15 protein-coding genes are annotated in these 16,177 nt (G+C 54.5%); 3 read left to right on the top strand and 12 right to left on the bottom strand.

Going from position 1 to position 16,177, the window contains the following annotated elements; all coding sequences use genetic code 11:
- Positions 1 to 26 precede the first annotated feature (26 nt).
- The 4 genes from GSQ62_RS01740 to GSQ62_RS01725 all read right to left on the bottom strand — a co-directional run bounded on the left by GSQ62_RS01740 (position 27) and on the right by GSQ62_RS01725 (position 3,901).
- Positions 27 to 1,298, bottom strand: coding sequence for a hypothetical protein (locus GSQ62_RS01740; protein WP_161887910.1), 1,272 nt, complete (start codon positions 1,296 to 1,298; stop codon positions 27 to 29).
- An 11-nt stretch (positions 1,299 to 1,309) separates the two neighbouring features.
- Positions 1,310 to 1,891, bottom strand: coding sequence for a DUF4255 domain-containing protein (locus GSQ62_RS01735; RefSeq protein ID WP_161887909.1), 582 nt, complete (start codon positions 1,889 to 1,891; stop codon positions 1,310 to 1,312).
- A 274-nt stretch (positions 1,892 to 2,165) separates the two neighbouring features.
- Positions 2,166 to 3,467, bottom strand: a complete 1,302-nt coding sequence (locus GSQ62_RS01730) for a Y-family DNA polymerase (protein ID WP_161887908.1) — start codon at positions 3,465 to 3,467, stop codon at positions 2,166 to 2,168.
- Positions 3,437 to 3,901 (bottom strand): LexA family protein, encoded by a 465-nt coding sequence (locus tag GSQ62_RS01725; protein WP_161887907.1) that lies wholly within the window; start codon positions 3,899 to 3,901, stop codon positions 3,437 to 3,439. Before GSQ62_RS01725 ends, GSQ62_RS01730 begins: the two co-directional genes overlap by 31 nt.
- 422 nt (positions 3,902 to 4,323) lie before the next feature.
- Between GSQ62_RS01725 and GSQ62_RS01720 the strand changes: the two genes are divergently transcribed.
- Complete coding sequence (locus GSQ62_RS01720) at positions 4,324 to 5,352, top strand: phosphotriesterase family protein (RefSeq protein ID WP_161887906.1); 1,029 nt, start codon at positions 4,324 to 4,326, stop codon at positions 5,350 to 5,352.
- 414 nt (positions 5,353 to 5,766) lie between these two features.
- Here the strand turns inward: GSQ62_RS01720 and GSQ62_RS01715 are convergent, their stop codons facing one another.
- Together GSQ62_RS01715 and GSQ62_RS01710 are read right to left on the bottom strand one after the other, a co-directional pair.
- Positions 5,767 to 6,930 (bottom strand): alpha/beta hydrolase family protein, encoded by a 1,164-nt coding sequence (locus GSQ62_RS01715; RefSeq protein WP_161887905.1) that lies wholly within the window; start codon positions 6,928 to 6,930, stop codon positions 5,767 to 5,769.
- Between the two features lie 206 nt (positions 6,931 to 7,136).
- Positions 7,137 to 8,030 (bottom strand): magnesium transporter CorA family protein, encoded by an 894-nt coding sequence (locus tag GSQ62_RS01710; RefSeq protein ID WP_161887904.1) that lies wholly within the window; start codon positions 8,028 to 8,030, stop codon positions 7,137 to 7,139.
- A gap of 207 nt (positions 8,031 to 8,237) precedes the next feature.
- On the opposite strand from GSQ62_RS01710, the gene GSQ62_RS01705 reads away from it, so the two are divergent.
- Positions 8,238 to 10,907, top strand: a complete 2,670-nt coding sequence (locus GSQ62_RS01705) for a cation-translocating P-type ATPase (protein WP_161887903.1) — start codon at positions 8,238 to 8,240, stop codon at positions 10,905 to 10,907.
- A gap of 100 nt (positions 10,908 to 11,007) precedes the next feature.
- Here the strand turns inward: GSQ62_RS01705 and GSQ62_RS01700 are convergent, their stop codons facing one another.
- The 4 genes from GSQ62_RS01700 to msrA all read right to left on the bottom strand — a co-directional run bounded on the left by GSQ62_RS01700 (position 11,008) and on the right by msrA (position 13,212).
- The gene (locus tag GSQ62_RS01700; protein WP_161887902.1) at positions 11,008 to 11,424 is read right to left on the bottom strand and encodes a molybdenum cofactor biosynthesis protein MoaE; all 417 of its coding nucleotides are present in this window, start codon (positions 11,422 to 11,424) and stop codon (positions 11,008 to 11,010) included.
- A 12-nt stretch (positions 11,425 to 11,436) separates the two neighbouring features.
- Positions 11,437 to 11,679, bottom strand: a complete 243-nt coding sequence (gene moaD / locus GSQ62_RS01695) for a molybdopterin converting factor subunit 1 (RefSeq protein WP_161887901.1) — start codon at positions 11,677 to 11,679, stop codon at positions 11,437 to 11,439.
- Positions 11,680 to 11,694: 15 nt separating this feature from the next.
- The gene (locus tag GSQ62_RS01690; protein ID WP_161887900.1) at positions 11,695 to 12,450 is read right to left on the bottom strand and encodes a sulfite exporter TauE/SafE family protein; all 756 of its coding nucleotides are present in this window, start codon (positions 12,448 to 12,450) and stop codon (positions 11,695 to 11,697) included.
- 222 nt (positions 12,451 to 12,672) lie between these two features.
- Positions 12,673 to 13,212 carry a peptide-methionine (S)-S-oxide reductase MsrA gene (gene msrA / locus GSQ62_RS01685; RefSeq protein ID WP_161887899.1) on the bottom strand — a complete coding sequence of 180 codons (540 nt, stop codon included), beginning with the start codon at positions 13,210 to 13,212 and terminating at the stop codon, positions 12,673 to 12,675.
- Positions 13,213 to 13,624: 412 nt separating this feature from the next.
- Here msrA and GSQ62_RS01680 point away from each other — a divergent pair, with 412 nt between their 5' ends.
- Positions 13,625 to 14,812, top strand: coding sequence for an XdhC family protein (locus GSQ62_RS01680; RefSeq protein WP_161887898.1), 1,188 nt, complete (start codon positions 13,625 to 13,627; stop codon positions 14,810 to 14,812).
- 209 nt (positions 14,813 to 15,021) lie between these two features.
- Here GSQ62_RS01680 and GSQ62_RS01675 read toward each other — a convergent pair whose 3' ends face one another.
- A complete protein-coding gene (locus GSQ62_RS01675; protein ID WP_161887897.1) occupies positions 15,022 to 15,405 on the bottom strand; it encodes a DUF3037 domain-containing protein in 384 nt (127 codons plus the stop codon).
- The gene (locus GSQ62_RS01670; protein ID WP_161887896.1) at positions 15,383 to 16,177 is read right to left on the bottom strand and encodes a HipA family kinase; all 795 of its coding nucleotides are present in this window, start codon (positions 16,175 to 16,177) and stop codon (positions 15,383 to 15,385) included. The genes GSQ62_RS01675 and GSQ62_RS01670 overlap by 23 nt, the downstream gene beginning before the upstream one ends.

Genomic DNA, 16,177 nt, shown 5'->3' with positions numbered 1-16,177 from the left:
TACTTTTTATATATCAGTGTATCTCATCACGCTTCAGTTATCAGGTCTTTGATTTTGGAGAGGTATATATCAGAATAGAAAAGGCCGTTGTTTTCAATTCGGAGGGAGTTGTCGGGTGGGTTAGGCAGGAAGACTCTCGGAGTGGCAGGGTTCGCGTCCCTGAACTCGATTGGGTTGGAGAGCATGGGAAGGGGGCTGGTGCTGCGGAGCGCGCCGTTTTCCGCAGAAAGGTAGGGGCTGGTTTTCGGGGTGGCGGCAAGTGTCTTTCCTGTCTCTGATTTATATCGCCAATAAGTGATTCTGCTTTTCAGGCGAATTTCAAAGACAGGGTGCGGTACTTTCAGGTTGCCGGTAGGAGTGAGGACGCTGAAGGCTGGGGCGGTGCTGCTGTTATATATAATGATGGCGCCGAAGGTGCAGCTGTCGTAAAGCGCGTGGCTGAGGTATATGTTCCGGCTGTCTGAATAGCCATTGTCGCCGCTCACCTCCAGCACATATGGGCCTGCAGCGGTTTCAAGGGGCGGATCAGCGCCATCGGTGCGGAAGTCGAGCAGTACACTTTCCAGGTTTTCGGTACCAGATTTTTCGATGGTTTTGATGAGGCTGCCGTTCTTTTTCAGGGTAAACGAGGCTTGTTGCACGTTGGCGGCTGTGCCGAAGGCATAGCGGAACTGCATCGGGAGCAGCAGCCGGTCGCTTTCGCTGGCAACGTTTCCGGAAGCTATTTTCCGCCAGTTCGCGTTCTGGTTGTTGTTCGTGCTGACGACAGCTTCCCTTACATCAGCGCCTGATGTGGAGAGCTCGCCCATTTCATAGAAAGCACCCGCCCTGAAAGGCGCTACAGGCTCCGACAGGGACGGAAAGGTTTTGGCGCCGCCGGGGTCGGAGTTGGTGAAAAGGTACAGCGCCGGCACACTGGCGCGAAGCCGCCCGTTCGTAAAGTTGCGGAAGTAAGGGTTCCGGATACGGAGGGAGAATTCAAAGGCAATTTCCTGCTCCAGGGGGATATGGGGGCGATAGGCTGCACCGTCCGGATTGACGCGGATACCTGCGAAAAAGCCTGTTTTCTGCGGCACGAACCGGATATGGTAATGCCTCAGGAGTTTTGCGCAGGCCGCTGTGGGGGCAATGGCGAGGTCCTGGTGGATGTCGTACTGGTTATGGAAGAGCTTGCTCTGCAGGATGCTTTCCCGTGCTGCATCAGGCAAGCCGAAAAACGGAGAGGTACTGTCCTGGGAGAGGTAGTATTCATGTAGCACCCGCACCTCAAACAATTTTTTGTAGTAGATACTCTCCATCGCCAAAAGAGCTAAAGCGTACTTTGCAAATCTGTTTTGATCTCCTCGATCAAGGGTGCCTCACGGAGAATTTTTCTATCCTGCAGCATTACCAGGCGAGCTTTATACATGACAAACGGCATCTGCTTGCCTCCCAGGGTGCCCCATAAGTGGTTTACCTGCTCAAACGACATCGTGTAAAGCTCCATCGTCAGCGAGAGCGCCAGCTCATCAGGGTCGGGGTTGGGCGGAAGTGAATTGCCACTGCCCATGTCAAAGGTTTTCCTGCTCTGGAAAAACCGGATAACGGCCGATATGCGCGTTAAAGCCTTGTCGTAAGACTTCAGGTAGTTGGCAGCGAACAACAGGTAGAGGTTCAGGAATACGGGTGCGTGGGTGTATTGTGTGGCATGGGGCAGGGTGTGGTAGAAACGGTTGTTCTTCAGGGTGGCTTCTTCCTCTACATTTACCAGGCTGAGCACTGTTCTTTCATGCAAGGCGTCCTGGTCAGCGGCATCGTGTAAGGCAATATTGCCCAGAATGACCTCCGGCGGGTCCTCCGGAATATACAGGTTCAGCTGCGTAACGAGTAAACTCAGTGCCTTATCAATCATAAAGAAGCCATGAAAGAACAGCGCATGCATGTGCAGGAAAAGAAGGGCAAACCTTCTTTCTTTCTATAGTACTTTGAAGATACTAAACGTGGTGTAACGCTCTATGGGATGAGAGAGCAGTTCAGGTAGCTAGGTGTATATCTTTTTTCTTTATATATAATTACTGAATTCTTAATGCAAAGTTGCGGGATGTGATTATTATTCTAAATAATTGACACAAACAGAAGGCGCAGTCTGTTGCTGCTATATAAGCTTGAGGAAAACTCCTGCTTGCCTACCTCACATATGCCGTTGGCAGCTCGTTTATATTTGTTGTGTAGCCGGGAGATTTATAGTCGCTCCGCAGTTGCCAGGAGTTGTCAAACCCCTGCGTGGCCACCCGCACCTTGCCTCTGCCGAACCTATCGGTGAGTCCGTCCATTGCCTCCATTAGCCGGGCGTGCTTTCCCCTGTTTACCGGGTCCAGCAGGCCGAGCTGGACATGGCCCTCCGGCACGATGCCAGTCACGATCACGCCGGACTTCTTGTACCAGTAGCCTTCACGCAAAATAGTTTTCAGCGCGATGTTGGCGTAGCGGATGAGCTCCATATCCGAGTTGGTGGCTACGGGCAGGCAGACGGTCTTGCTGGCTGCGTATTGCCTGTCTTGTGCGGAGAAGGGGTTGGTGTGCAGGAATACGGTGACGAGGTTGGCGCTGCTCCCCTGCTGACGCAGCTTTTTGGCGCACCTGGCGGCGTAGGTGGCGGTCGCTTCCTGTACCTCATCGAAGCTGCTCACCCTCTTGCCGAAGCTTCGGGAAGTGCAGATGCCTTTTTTCGGCGGGGCCACCTCCTCCAACTCCAGGCACGACTCTCCCCGCAGCTCCTTCAGCAGCCGCACGCCCACCACCGTCATGTGCTGCCTCACCCAGTTCTCCGACAGCTGCGCAAAATCACGGGCGGTCAGGATGTTCCGCTTCTTCAGGAACCGGGCATGCTGCCTGCCGATGCCCCACACATCTTCTACTTTTGTTGCCTCCAGGGCTTTCTGTATATGATACGGCTCCGTGAGCACCAGCACCCCGTTCGCCTTCCGCGACTTTTTGGCCAGTTTGTTTGCCACTTTTGCCAGCGCCTTTGTCGGGGCTATCCCCAGGCTGACGGGGATGCCTGTCCACTGGAGAACCGTTTGCTTTATCTCCCAGGCGTACTGATGCAGGTCCACTTTGTAGAAGCCTCCCAGGTCCAGGAAGCACTCGTCTATGGAGCTTACTTCCACATGCGGTGTGAAGCGCGATAGCGTCTGCATCACCTTGTCTGACAAGTCACCATATAGGGCGTAGTTAGAGGAGAAGGCCTGCACGTGTCCATTCTCCACCAGGTGGCGGATCTCGAAGAAAGGCACCCCCATTTGTATGCCTAGTTCCTTGGCCTCGTTGCTCCGGGCAATTACGCAGCCGTCGTTGTTCGAGAGCACCACCACGGGTTTCTCATTAAGCTCGGGCCGGAACACCCGCTCGCAGGAACAGTAAAATGAGTTGCAGTCTGCCAGGGCGAACAGGCTGGTCACAGCTTCACCGGCTTGTGCAGAATCCATACCACCACGCCCCACACCCGCATGTCCATCTCCTCTGTTACCTCAATGGATTTATAGGCAGGGTTGGCGGGCACCAGAAAAGCTTTGTCCTTTATCCGCTTGAAAGTCTTCACCGTGAACTCTCCCTCCAGGATACATATGACGGGCAAGCCGTCGGCCGCATCCTGTGCCCTGTCTATGATAAGGATATCCCCCTCATGGATGTTGGCTTCTACCATGGAATTGCCCTTCACCCGCATCATGTAGGTAGAGGCGGGATTCTGGATGAGGTACCTGCCGATGTTTATATTTTCTTCCAAGTAGTCGTCAGCGGGGGAGGGGAAGCCTGCGGAGATACAGGAGGCCAGCAGCGGAATCTCTATAGTTTCTATGTACTCGAAGAAAAGCGGCTCCAGCTGTTGCGGTAATATAGGGAGGAGGTTTGCGTTGCGCATAGGGCTATCATTGGCTTTGTTATGCTAATAATATTAGCAAATACGAAAATAAATATAGAAAAAGCTAATTTATTTGGTTGTTTTCGCACATTCCGCACCCAGACTACGCAACAAAGAGGGGGTAAAACGCTGGTATATATGCGCTTGCCTCAGAAAGATATACTCGGAGGTACAGACGGATTATAAATGAATGGAGTAAGCAGCAGAAACAAATCTCATTTTTGATTTTCTCTATGCTTATATTTATTCAAGTATAGTTGAGGGGATGCTATGATTTATAAAGAAGGGGCCCCGGTCTTACCCAGGGTGGAATAGTTCGTTGTAAGGCAAGGCATTGAGCGGTTGCCATACACACTCTCCATGCCATTCATTTGGTTGTATATTTATTGACTTTCATGCATCGCAGTGCCGGATTCAGAATTATGAGCAAATCAATCATTTATCTGGTTACAATCTTTTTTGCGGCGGGTTGCTCCCATAAGCTGCAGCAGGGGAGACTTGTAACCGTAAGAGGCGAAATTCCTGTTGAAGAGATGGGAACCAGCTTAATCCACGAGCATATACTGGTCGATTTTATTGGAGCCGACAGCACCGGCTACCACCGCTGGGAAAAGCCGGAAGTGATGGACAGGGCGCTCCCTTTTTTGCTTGAAGCCAAACGGAGAGGTGTAAACACGTTTTTTGAATGTACTCCGGCTTATTTAGGCCGCGATCCGCTGTTGTTAAGAGAGCTTTCCGAAAATACCGGGCTTCATATTGTTACAAATACAGGCTATTATGGTGCAGGAGACAATAAGTATGTTCCTGAACGCGCTTTCGGCGAAACTCCCGGGGAAATCGCCAAAGTCTGGATCGATGAATTCAACCATGGAATCGAAGGGTCTGGTGTATTCCCTGGTTTTATAAAAATCTCAGTTGACTGGAAAGGCGCCTTATCGCCCATGCACGCAAAAATTGTGAAAGCAGCAGCAATCACGCACAAAGCAACAGGCTTGACCATTGTCTCGCACACGGGTTCCGATGGCCCGGCATTTGCGCAATTGGAAATTCTGAAAAGCGAAGGGGTTTCCCCTGAAGCCTTCGTGTGGACGCATGCCCAGGACGGCACCTTTGAAGGATATATAAAAGCCGCCAAACAGGGCGCATGGGTTTCGCTGGATAATGTGAACAGAAACAATCACGACAAGCCCGGCGGGATTGATTGGTGTGTAGCGCTTTTGACAAAACTGAAAAAAGAGAATGTGCTTCACAAGGTGTTGATAGCCCATGACGCGGGGTGGTATAACCCGGGGCAGGAAAACGGGGGAAACTTCCGCGGGTATACCGACATCTTCGAGTATCTGATCCCTGCTTTGAAGAAAAATGGGTTCAGCCAGGAGGACATCGATTTGCTGCTTGTCAAAAACCCCCAGAGGGCCTATGCTGTGAATATCAGGAAAGCCAATGACTGAGAGTTATCTATCTCTTCGGAGCCGCGCACATAAAGTTCTTCCATAAAACAAGAGAAGTCCTTGGAGTTCTTGAACTGCTTTAAAAGCTCACCGTTGAGAATGTCGTCTTGATTGAACATGGCTGTGTGAATGGTTGTTTAAGGTAAGAAAAAAGGTTCGACCTTGCGCCCGAGCCTCCATTTACACAGTTTATTAGATACTGCCTAAAATTTAAACACGATCTAAGCTTATTGCTACATATGTGAGTTTACCCCCGATGATTTGCCAGGTCTTAATTACTGTTGCCATATCCTGCTTTTTATTGTTAACGCACAACTTGCGGATATAAGGGAACACACATTTATCCCCAATTTACAAAAGGGCTTGAAGCCACCAACAGCTTTTGAAGCTATATACCATTGCAAACCGCAGCTATTATGGCTTGCTTTCGAAATGATAATCAGCGAAACGCATGAAGTTTTTCCAGTCGTAGGCTGTCAGGTTGTGCTTGCCCTCGCGGTTGTGGTAGCCTAAATAGGACTTAATGATGGGGCTGTTGATTGCCGGAGGCTCTGGTGTAAGGCCCGAGGGCTTTTTATACAGGTCATAGACTTCCTGGCCATGCAGCAACGACAGATAGGAGCCTTTCGGGTCGGCCCAGAGGTCTTCGGAGGCGCTGGTCACATACACTGGCCTTGGGGCAATAAGGGCAAGCAGCATATGCTGGTCGACGGGCAGGGCTGCCTCGTTTCCGTTGTACTCCCTGTAGTTGTCAGCAAACCAATGAGGGAAGGAGTCATTGATTTTCTTAACCGTCTCCCCGAACCTTCTCCTGGACAGGGCAGCCCCAGAATTGCCAGAGTTGTTTGAAAACACAAGCGCAAAGCGCTGGTCCTGCGCCCCCGCCCACAAAGCCGCCTTTCCGCCGCGCGAATGGCCAACAATGGCCACCTTGCCAGCATCAATGTCCTTGTCTTGCTGGAAGTAGTCCATCACCCTGCCGGCTGCCCAGGCCCAGGCGCCGATGGCTTTCATGCCGTTACCTGCTTTCAGTTGCCCGGGGTACAGCTGCAGCACGCCCTCCTGGTACGTGTCTTTGTTGTCCGGGGCCGCATCGTCTACCTGGAAAGCCGCGATGGCATAACCGTTCTCAATCGCCAGCTCTGCCGGCCAGAAATCACTCTTCACTGCCCTTGTCGGGTCGGTATTGCTCTTGTCGCGGTTGTTGATCAGCAGGAACGCGGGTGCGGGCTTTCCTATATTGTTCGGTACAAAGAGCACCAGGTGGATGTCGACAGACTTGTCTGCTTTCCAGGCCGTGATGGTTACTTCCTTCAGATGCGCCTTTCCGCCCATTGCGTTCTTCACCTCATTCGTTACTATATAGCGCAGGCTGTCGTAGGCTTTGGGCATTTGCCCGTAGACGTTGTTCTCGAAAAGCGTCAGAATTTCCGGCCTTCTCTTCTGCTCCCAGGAGCGTACATCATCTATAACTTTACCGTCGGCTGTCTTTAGTATCTCCGGCAGGGTGTAGGCGGGCACCTTGGCCTCATCGTAGTTCTGCGCATGCGCTCCCGTAAAGCCAATGAAGGCTGCCAAGCACGCTGTCATTATCCCTCTAAGCATTCCTTATGTTTTTCTGTTGCATGAACGAAGCGGGACGCCATATATGTAGCGCTACCGTCAGCTCGTTTAAGTTAGCTTTTTATTTCTCCTGCAGCAATCTTTCAGCGATGAATCCTATAGGAACCAGCGAACAGAAGCAATGAAGGCCCGGCCAGATTGCCGCTTCCTGCATACCAGACTCAGGGAAGCCATCCTTTCCTGCGGAACCACAGGTAGATGCTGAGCGTCACCAGCACCATCAGCACGAGCACGGCGGGGTATCCATATGTCTTCTCCAGCTCGGGCATATGGTTAAAGTTCATTCCATAGACGCCCACAATAAAAGTAAGCGGCAGGAAAAAGGCGGAAAAGACGGTGAGCACACGCATCACGTCATTTGTTTTCTGCGAGGAGAGCGATATATAGATATTGATCAGGTTGTTGGTACCGTCGTTGATTTCGTCGAACTGCGTCTCCACATGCACATGCAGGTCCTGCAGGTCCTGCACCTCCGTCGATTGAAACCCATACTGGTGCATGTTGCTCAGTATCACTTCCGACAGACGGAGCACGCGCCGGCACACGGAGGCTTTCCGCTTCAGGTGGTAAAGACCTTTGGTGAGCGGCGGCATGCGCCGGTTCAGAAAGGTTTTGGCCTCATAATAGTCCAGGTCTTCTGCCAGCGTGCGCGCCGGCGCCTCATACGTTTTGAAAACAGCCTTTATCAGCTTGACGAGCAGGTCAGCCGGTGTCCGGATGAGATTTGTGTCGATGTATTTTTCTTTCACCACCTGGATGAGGCTGGCGGAATTGCGGTGAATGGTGATAATGTATTTCCCGGAGAAGAAGATGGCGATCTTGTTAGTGAGCTCCTGTATCGTGTCAGCGTCGCGGTGGGCGCTGGTGTCATATACGCGGGCAATCATGAAGGCCGTATCCCCGATGTGCTCGTACTTGGGCAGGTGCTCCGGCTGCAGAGAGTCGGTGACAGAGGTACTGTGCAGGCCATATTGTGCAGCCAGTTCCTGCAAATCCTCCACAGTGGGGTGTTCCAGGTCAATCCACTCCCAACCTGCGGTTTCTGAAGCTACCAAAGTCGATTTCACGTAATAAATTTCATTATACGGCTATGGGCAATATAACGCTATTTGGGTATATGGGATAAATATTAAGCCGGAAAATTATATGGTTAAAACACAGCTTGCTGTCCGTTGTTGCTTTAATGATTTGCGCCCGAGGTTACGGGACCGCTTTTATTTGCGTATTAAAAAGAACAGGACAGCTAACAGAAAAGCAACAGGATGAAAAACTGGCACACTAAACCCAAGGAGGAAGTCTTATCCGAACTGAAGACATCAGCCAAAGGCATTCCGGATGCCGAAGCCGAGGCACGGCTACAGCAATACGGGCCCAACGCGCTGCGTGAGAAAAGGCGTAAGAGCCCCCTGAAGATGCTGCTGCGGCAGTTCACCGAGACCATGGTGCTCATTCTGATTGCGGCGGCTGTCCTTTCCTTTTTTCTCGGCAAGACTACCGAGGCGGTGGCGATACTGGCCATTGTGTTGCTGTTCGGGTTCCTCGGTTTCTTTCAGGAGTACCGGGCAGAGAAGGCGATGGCGGCCCTAAACCGCATGGTGGTTCCGCTTGTGCGGGTGCGCAGGGGAGGGACTGTCATAGAAACAGCGGCGAAAAAGCTGGTTCCCGGCGACATTGTGCAACTGGAGGCGGGCAATGTGGTGCCTGCTGATATCCGGATACTGAAGTCCTTTAACCTGAAGGTGCAGGAGGCTGCCCTGACGGGCGAGTCCGAACCAGTGGAAAAAAGCACTGACCCCATTGGGCAGGAGGACGTTCCGCTCGGAGACCGGAAAAACATGGCCTATATGGGCACGGTGGTCACCTACGGCCGGGCGGAGGGGGTAACGGTGGCAACCGGCATGGAAACGGAACTGGGGAAAATTGCGGACATGCTGGGAACCGTGGAAACCAGCAGAACGCCCCTGCAGGAGAGACTGGACAAACTGGGCAAGACGCTGGCAATGTTTGGCGTGGCCGCCGCCCTCCTGATTCTGGGCGTCGGCGTTTTACTGGGGGAGGAGCTCGCAGACATGTTTCTGACGGCTGTGAGCGTGGCCGTGGCGGTTATTCCGGAGGGGCTTCCGGCAGTGGTCACCATTACGCTGGCGCTGGGCGGGCAACGGATGCTGAAGCGGAACGCCCTGATCCGGAAGCTGCCCGCCGTGGAGACACTCGGCTCCGTTACCGTTATCTGCTCCGATAAAACGGGCACCCTCACGCAGAATAAAATGGCCGTGACAGTGGTGGACACGGCGGATTACAGAGTAGAGATAAGGGGAGGGGCAAACATAGAGTCAGAGGGAAAAGCAGCGAATGCCCTTGACTTCGCGCTGGCTGTCTCCGTGCTGTGCAACGATGCGACATTAGACAAGGCCGCTGATATGGACAATGCACAGATCATAGGCGACCCCACAGAGGCAGCCCTATTAGTTGCAGGCGCCAGAAGGGGCATCCACAAAGAAGATCTCTACGGTGCGCTCCCTCGGGTGAACGAGATGCCTTTCGACAGTGACCGGAAGAGGATGTCTACCCTTCACCAGATTAGCGGGAGTTTGCCGGCTTATTTCCCGGCGCAGCCGCAGGGTTCTTACCTGCTGTGCTCCAAAGGGGCTCCCGATGCCCTCCTCACTGTTGCTGATTCTGTATGGGTGAACGGGGTGCAGGAGGCCCTTGACGACGTGTGGCGGGAAAGGATACTGGAAGCCAACACCAGTCTGGCCGAAAACGGCATCAGGGTATTGGGACTCGCGTTCCGGGAGGTAGAGGCAGCCAATGGCAGCGCGGACATGGAGCAGGGCCTGACTTTTATCGGCCTGGCGGGGATGATAGACCCGCCCCGCGAAGAAGTGAAGGTCGCCGTCGAGAACTGCAAACTGGCCGGTATCAAAACCATCATGATCACCGGCGACCATCCGCTAACGGCCGCAGCCATCGGCCGGGAACTGCAATTCGCGGATCAGCCGGATGCCATTACGGGAGAAAAGCTGCAGCGGGCGGATGAAGGGGAACTTATGGCGCTGGCCGGAAAAACTTCTGTATATGCACGGGTGTCGCCGGAGGATAAGTTGCGCATTGTGAGCGCCCTCCAGAAAAGGGGGGAAGTAGTGGCCATGACCGGCGACGGAGTGAACGACTCTCCTGCCCTGCGCAAGGCCAACATCGGGGTAGCGATGGGCATCACAGGAACAGACGTGGCCAAGGAGGCAGCCGACATGGTGTTGCTGGACGATAACTTTGCCACCATTGTGGCCGCCGTGGAGGAGGGCAGGGTGATTTTTGACAACCTGGTCCGGTTTATTAAGTTCTCCCTGGCAGGTAACATCGGGAAGGTCGTGGTCATGCTGCTGGGCCCGTTCTTCGGGATGGTGATTGCCCTGCAGCCGCTGCAACTGCTGTGGCTGAACCTGCTGACAGACGGCCTGCTGGGGCTAGGGCTGGGCACAGAACCCGCTGAAGAGGATACCATGAGACGGCCTCCCAGGGACCCTGAAAAGGGAGTGCTGGAGAAGAAAGACGGCCTCCAGTTGGGAATAGTGGGAGGCACCATCGCCGCTGTCTCGCTGGGGCTGGCCCTGTATTACTACAACCCCTCGGAGCCAGACGACCTTACCTGGCAGACGATGATTTTTACCACCATCGGTTTTGCGCAGGTTTTTCAGGCCCTTGCGCTGCGATCCTCCGCCCACTCCGCGTTTTCCATTGGCACCAACCCACTGATGGCGCTGGTTGTGGTTGCCACCATCCTGCTGCAACTTGCAGTTGTTTACCTGCCCTTTACGCAGCCCTTCTTCCGGCTGGTGCCCCTTCCGCTGGAGGAGTTGCTCATATCCTTTGCAGCGGGCAGCATCGTTTTCTTTGTGATAAAGCTTGAGAGAAGACTCATTAGAAGATAAGATTGAGGGTAAAGGTTTCTGTGCGTTTATGGCGCTGGAGCGGTATATATAAACTCCCCGATACAGTTTATATATAGCTGCTGCCGGGTTGGCAGTATAGCTAGGGGTGCGCGGCGACCCACACCTCGCCGTCTTCAAAAATCTCTTTTTTCCAGATGGGCACCGTTTGCTTCAGCGTGTCGATGAGGAAGCGGCAGGCCTCGAAAGCGGCGGCGCGGTGCGCGGCCGAGACGGCAATCACCACGGGCACATCGCCGATGGGCAGCACGCCGGTGCGGTGGTGGAGAAGCACTTTGTGCAGCGGCCACTCCGCCATCGCCCGCTCCGCCAGCTTGCGCGTCTCGCTCAGCGCCATCGGCACGTAGGCCTCAAACTCCAGGCGCACCACCGGCTTGCCTTTGGTGGCATCGCGCACCGTGCCGATAAACACGTCGATGCCCCCGCTTTGCGGCGACATCACCCAATCGATACAGGCCGGTATATCCAGAGGCTCTGCCGTTATTTTTATATCTATCATGTGCAGCTGTCTTTACCCCCCGCTCACGGGCGGAATGATGGCGATTTCGTCGCGGTGCTGTAAAGCATCGTCGGCCCCGGCGTACTCGTTGTTCACCGCTACCATAAAGGAAGTCAGCTGCTTCAGGCGCGGGTATTGTTCCTCCAGCGTTTCTTTCAGGCTGGCAACCGTTGCTTCGTTTGCCACCTCTACCTCCACAGCCGAAGCGCCGAATATATCTTTCGCAATCCCGAAGGCCAGTACATTCAGTTTCATATCATGTTCTATTTATCAACCCAAGTGTTTATAGAGCACCTCGATGCCCGCCACAAAAATAAGCGCGGCCGTCATGCGCCGGATCATGAGCGGGTTAAATTTCATGATGGCCATCCGAGAGCCCAGTTGCCCTCCGGCAAACACCGCCACGCATAATAACAGAATGCGTGTATAATTAATTTCTGGCGGCAACTGCAGCAGTTGCCCCGCAATGCCCGAGAGGGAGTTTACCAGGATGAAGACGCTGGCGGTGGCCGCTATTTTCCTGGAGTTGTCCCACATCATCAGGTTCAGCAAGGGCGAGAGGAAAATGCCGCCGCCAATGCCCAGCATGCCCGACAAAAACCCGATGCCGCCGCCTAACACACTATCTTTTATATATGATTTCCGGTTCGCGAGAACAACAGCGTTTATGTCCCGGTTCTTTTTGCTCGTCCAGAGCAGCACGGCGGCTACCAGCAGGCTGCAGCCCAGCAGGATAAAGAACGTGCGCTGCTCAATCCGGAGGGTGGCGCCCACAAAAGCCATGGGCACGCTGGCCAGCACCAGAGGCAGTATCTTTCGCCAGTTCACGTGGTTGTTCTGCACAAACAGGATGGTGCCCCCCGTTACCACCACAATGTTGCAGAGCAGGGCAATCAGCCGCAGTTCCTTAAATGGCAGGGCGTACAGGGCAAGAATGGCGAGGTAGCTGGAGCCGCCGCCGAAGCCGACGGAGGCATATATAAAGGCGATGGCAAAGAAGAATAGCAGGAGCTCCCAATGCTGCATGTCGGTGGGGTAACTGATATATAGGCACAGCGAAGCTACTCAATAAAATCAAGAATTGCGAAACCGGAGTTCGGGCCGGGCAGTGGGAGCCGGAGAAGACATATATAGGTTTGGGGAACGAATGCAGTATCAATGGCCGTGAAGCAGTTCCATAAATCAAAAAAGAAGGCAGCCATCCGCCAGGAATGGCTGCCTTCTGCAAAGTGGTGCTTTGTATATAAATTACTTCTGCCAGTGCCTCTGTATAAAGCCCGCCCTGCCCGAGCCCACATGATACCGCTGGTAGTGCGATGGGTTCTTTTTGTAGTAGTCCTGGTGGTATTCCTCGGCGGGGTAGAAAGGTTTGGCCGGCAGAATGGGCGTCACGATGGGTTGGGAGAAGGGCCCGTTCTCGTTCATTTCCCTTTTCGACTCCTCCGCCTGCTGCTTCTGCTCGTCGGAGTGGTAGAAAATCGCCGTCCGGTAAGAGGAGCCGCGGTCGCCGAACTGGCCGCCCGTGTCGGTCGGGTCCACCTGCTGCCAGAAAACCTCCAGCAGTTCCTTGTAGGAGATAACACTGGGGTCGAATGTAATCTGCACGGCTTCGTAGTGGCCGGTGGTGTCGGAGCACACCTGCTCGTAGGTCGGGTTTTCGATTTCTCCCCCGGTATAGCCCGACACTACTTTTTTGATGCCCGGCCACTGGTCGAAGGGCTTGACCATGCACCAGAAGCAGCCGCCCGCAAACGTGGCCAGCTCATATTGCTTATCTTCGTTCTCCATAATCGATTATAATTTAAAACGCTCTTTTTATATCCTTTTTGCTACTGCTTCCGGGGCACTTATGTTTTCTGGTGCCAAGGGTGCAGCCGCTCACAGAAATGAACAAGGGCAGGCGGAATTTGTTCCTTGGCTACACAGCGGTGATAAGAGAACCCGGGGAATTCAAGTAGAAGTATCTTTACTCCCATATATGGCGCGCCTTGCTGTATCTTTCATTTTCACGGACATGCGGAAATACCTGATTAGATGTTATTTTTGTATGATAGGGCCGAGGCACGGATATCGGGGCTGTATGAACATTCGCCTGATTTACCTGGCCGGAGAAGGAAGAGCGCCCAGGGAGGCACCATGCCCTATATAAGCTATCAACTTAGCGAGTCATATATAACCTATAGATAGAAGCAGGCTTGACATGAAGGAAGTGCAGGACATCGTGGCAGCGTACGACGAGGCGCAGCGCGAAGGCAGGCAAACTGCCCTCGCAACGGTTGTACACGTGCTGGGCTCGTCGTACCGCAGGCCGGGAGCCCGCATGCTGGTGACGGACGACGGGAAACTGACGGGCGCCATCAGCGGCGGCTGCCTGGAGGGGGATGCCCTACGCAAGGCGCGCCTGGTGATGGCGCGGCAGCAGGCCCTGCTCGCCACCTACGACACCACCGACGAGGATGACGCCAAACTGGGGGTAGGGCTGGGCTGCAACGGCATCATCCAGATACTGATAGAACCGATTGATCCCGCTAACCCGCTTAATCCCATTCAGCTGTTGAAGACGTTTCTCCGGCACAGGCAGACGGCGGTGCTGGTCACGCTGTTTTCGTTGGCGCACCGGAAGGCGGAGCAGCCGGGCACCTGCTTCCTGATGGAGCAGAACGGGTATATAAAAGGACATGCACTTGCGGATAAAACATTGCAGGCCGCGCTGGAAGCCCAGGCAAAGGAAGCGCTGCAAACCGGCGCCTCCTCGTTTGTGGCATATGATGACGGGCAGCAACTGACAAGCTTTGTGGAGGTGCTGAAGCCGCCAGTCGCGCTGGTGGTGGTGGGGGCCGGGAACGATGCCATTCCGCTGGTGCAGCTGGCCGACGTGCTGGGCTGGGAGATCACGGTGGTCGACGGCCGCGCCAACTACGCCACCGCGGCACGCTTCCCGCTGGCGAAGCGGGTGCTGGTGGCTAAACCGGAGCTGCTGCTGGCCCATATATCCCCGGACAACCTCACTGCCTTCGTGCTGATGACCCACAACTATAATTATGACAGCGCCGTGCTCCGACAAATCCTGCCGCTGCAGCCTCCCTATATAGGCTCCCTGGGGCCGAAGAAAAAGCTGGGCCGCATGCTAGAGGAACTGGAGGGGGAGGGAGTGCCGGTGACGGAGGCGCAGCGTCAGGTGCTATATGGTCCCACGGGGTTGGATATCGGCTCCGAAACCTCCGAAGAAATCGCCCTGTCTATTATAGCCGAAATCAAAGCAGTTTTCTCCAGGAGATCCGGTGCACCTTTGCGCGACAAGCCTGACGTGATTCACCCGCGTCAGGACGCGGTTATCCGGAAAGCCTCTTTTTCAGGCCAGGTGGATGCGTCGGCTGAGACAGGGTAACCAGTTTGCATTTTATCCTGAGCATAAAGCTATATAGGGAGGATAGAAGCAATTTTAACCGAGCATATAAACTCAAGTTGCGATATATAAACTTGCCCAAATTCTGATAACGCGAAACATGCCCCTGTCCCTACCTTTTCGAGGGGCAGGGGCAGGTCATCTCTCAACGACAAGAGTAAATCGCAACTTAGGTTATATAATCTTCCTCTCTACAACACCAACTGGGTATATAAGCGATCGAGTGTTTCCCTGGCATCTACACAGAGCCCCGGATGCACAGGCGAAGTTTGTACCACCGTGCTGCGGGTGGCGGTGAGCCAGCGGAATCGCGAGGCGAGGGGCAGCCTGCCAATGGTGCCGCCTGCCGCACCGCCCTGGCAGATGCGCTCGAAGGCCTGGAGGCGCTCCTGCAACTCAGCTAAATCCACGTTGCCGGGAAAAGCCTGTAGCCGCTCCGGATTCAGGTGGTAGCGCGTTTGCAGGAATCCTTGCGCGGAGCAGTACAATATGACGCCCACATTCACAAACTCCTCGCGCGCGACACACGGCACCACGCGAATAACGGCGTACTCAAATAAGTGCTTTTCTTGCATGCTGCGCTTCTTTTACAAAGTTATCTGAATGGGCCAGGCGTGTCTCCAGGAAGTATATATAGGCCTGTCGGTGCTCCTCCGCCGACGCGAAAGGCGCGTCGCCGAGCAGCCATTCGTCCGGGATGAGGGAAACGATGGCGCGGATGCGATCCGGTGTCAGTATCGTGCGGAAGGCGGCGTCTGCGGCGGCTATTTCCGTGGCGCGGGGCAGCAGCACATGGTCCTTCACCTGCACGAACGGCCTTTTGGCCTGCTCCTCCCAGTTCTGCCACGAATGATGGAAGAAGAGGGAGGCGCCGTGGTCGATCAGCCAGAGTTCCCGGTGCCAGATGAGCATGTTGGTGTTGCGCGCGGTGCGGTCCACGTTGGTGAGCAGGCAGTCCAGCCACACAATCTGCGAGGCGAGGGTGGCATCCACGGTCGTGACCAGCGCATCGAAGGTGATGGCGCCGGAGAGGTAGTGCAGCCCCAGGTTCAGTCCCTCGCTGGCCCGCAGCAGGTCCTGTATTTCCTCGTCGGGCTCCGTTCGGCCGAAGGCTTCGTCGAGCTGGGCGAACACCAGTTCTGGTACTTTCAGACCCACCGCGCGGGCCACCTCACCGCCTATCAACTCGGCTATCAGCGCTTTCACGCCCTGCCCGGCCCCCCTGAATTTGAGCACATACATAAACTCGTCGTCCGCCTCCACCAGCGCGGGCAGCGAACCGCCCTCCCGCAGCGGCGTGACATACCGGATGACCTGGACAGACCGGAGCTCAGGCAAATTTTCCAT

The sequence above is a fragment of the Pontibacter russatus genome, from assembly GCF_009931655.1.
Lineage (GTDB): Bacteria > Bacteroidota > Bacteroidia > Cytophagales > Hymenobacteraceae > Pontibacter > Pontibacter russatus.
The sequence above is the reverse complement of the archived record's forward strand: the minus strand, read 5'-3'. Positions and strand labels throughout refer to the sequence as shown.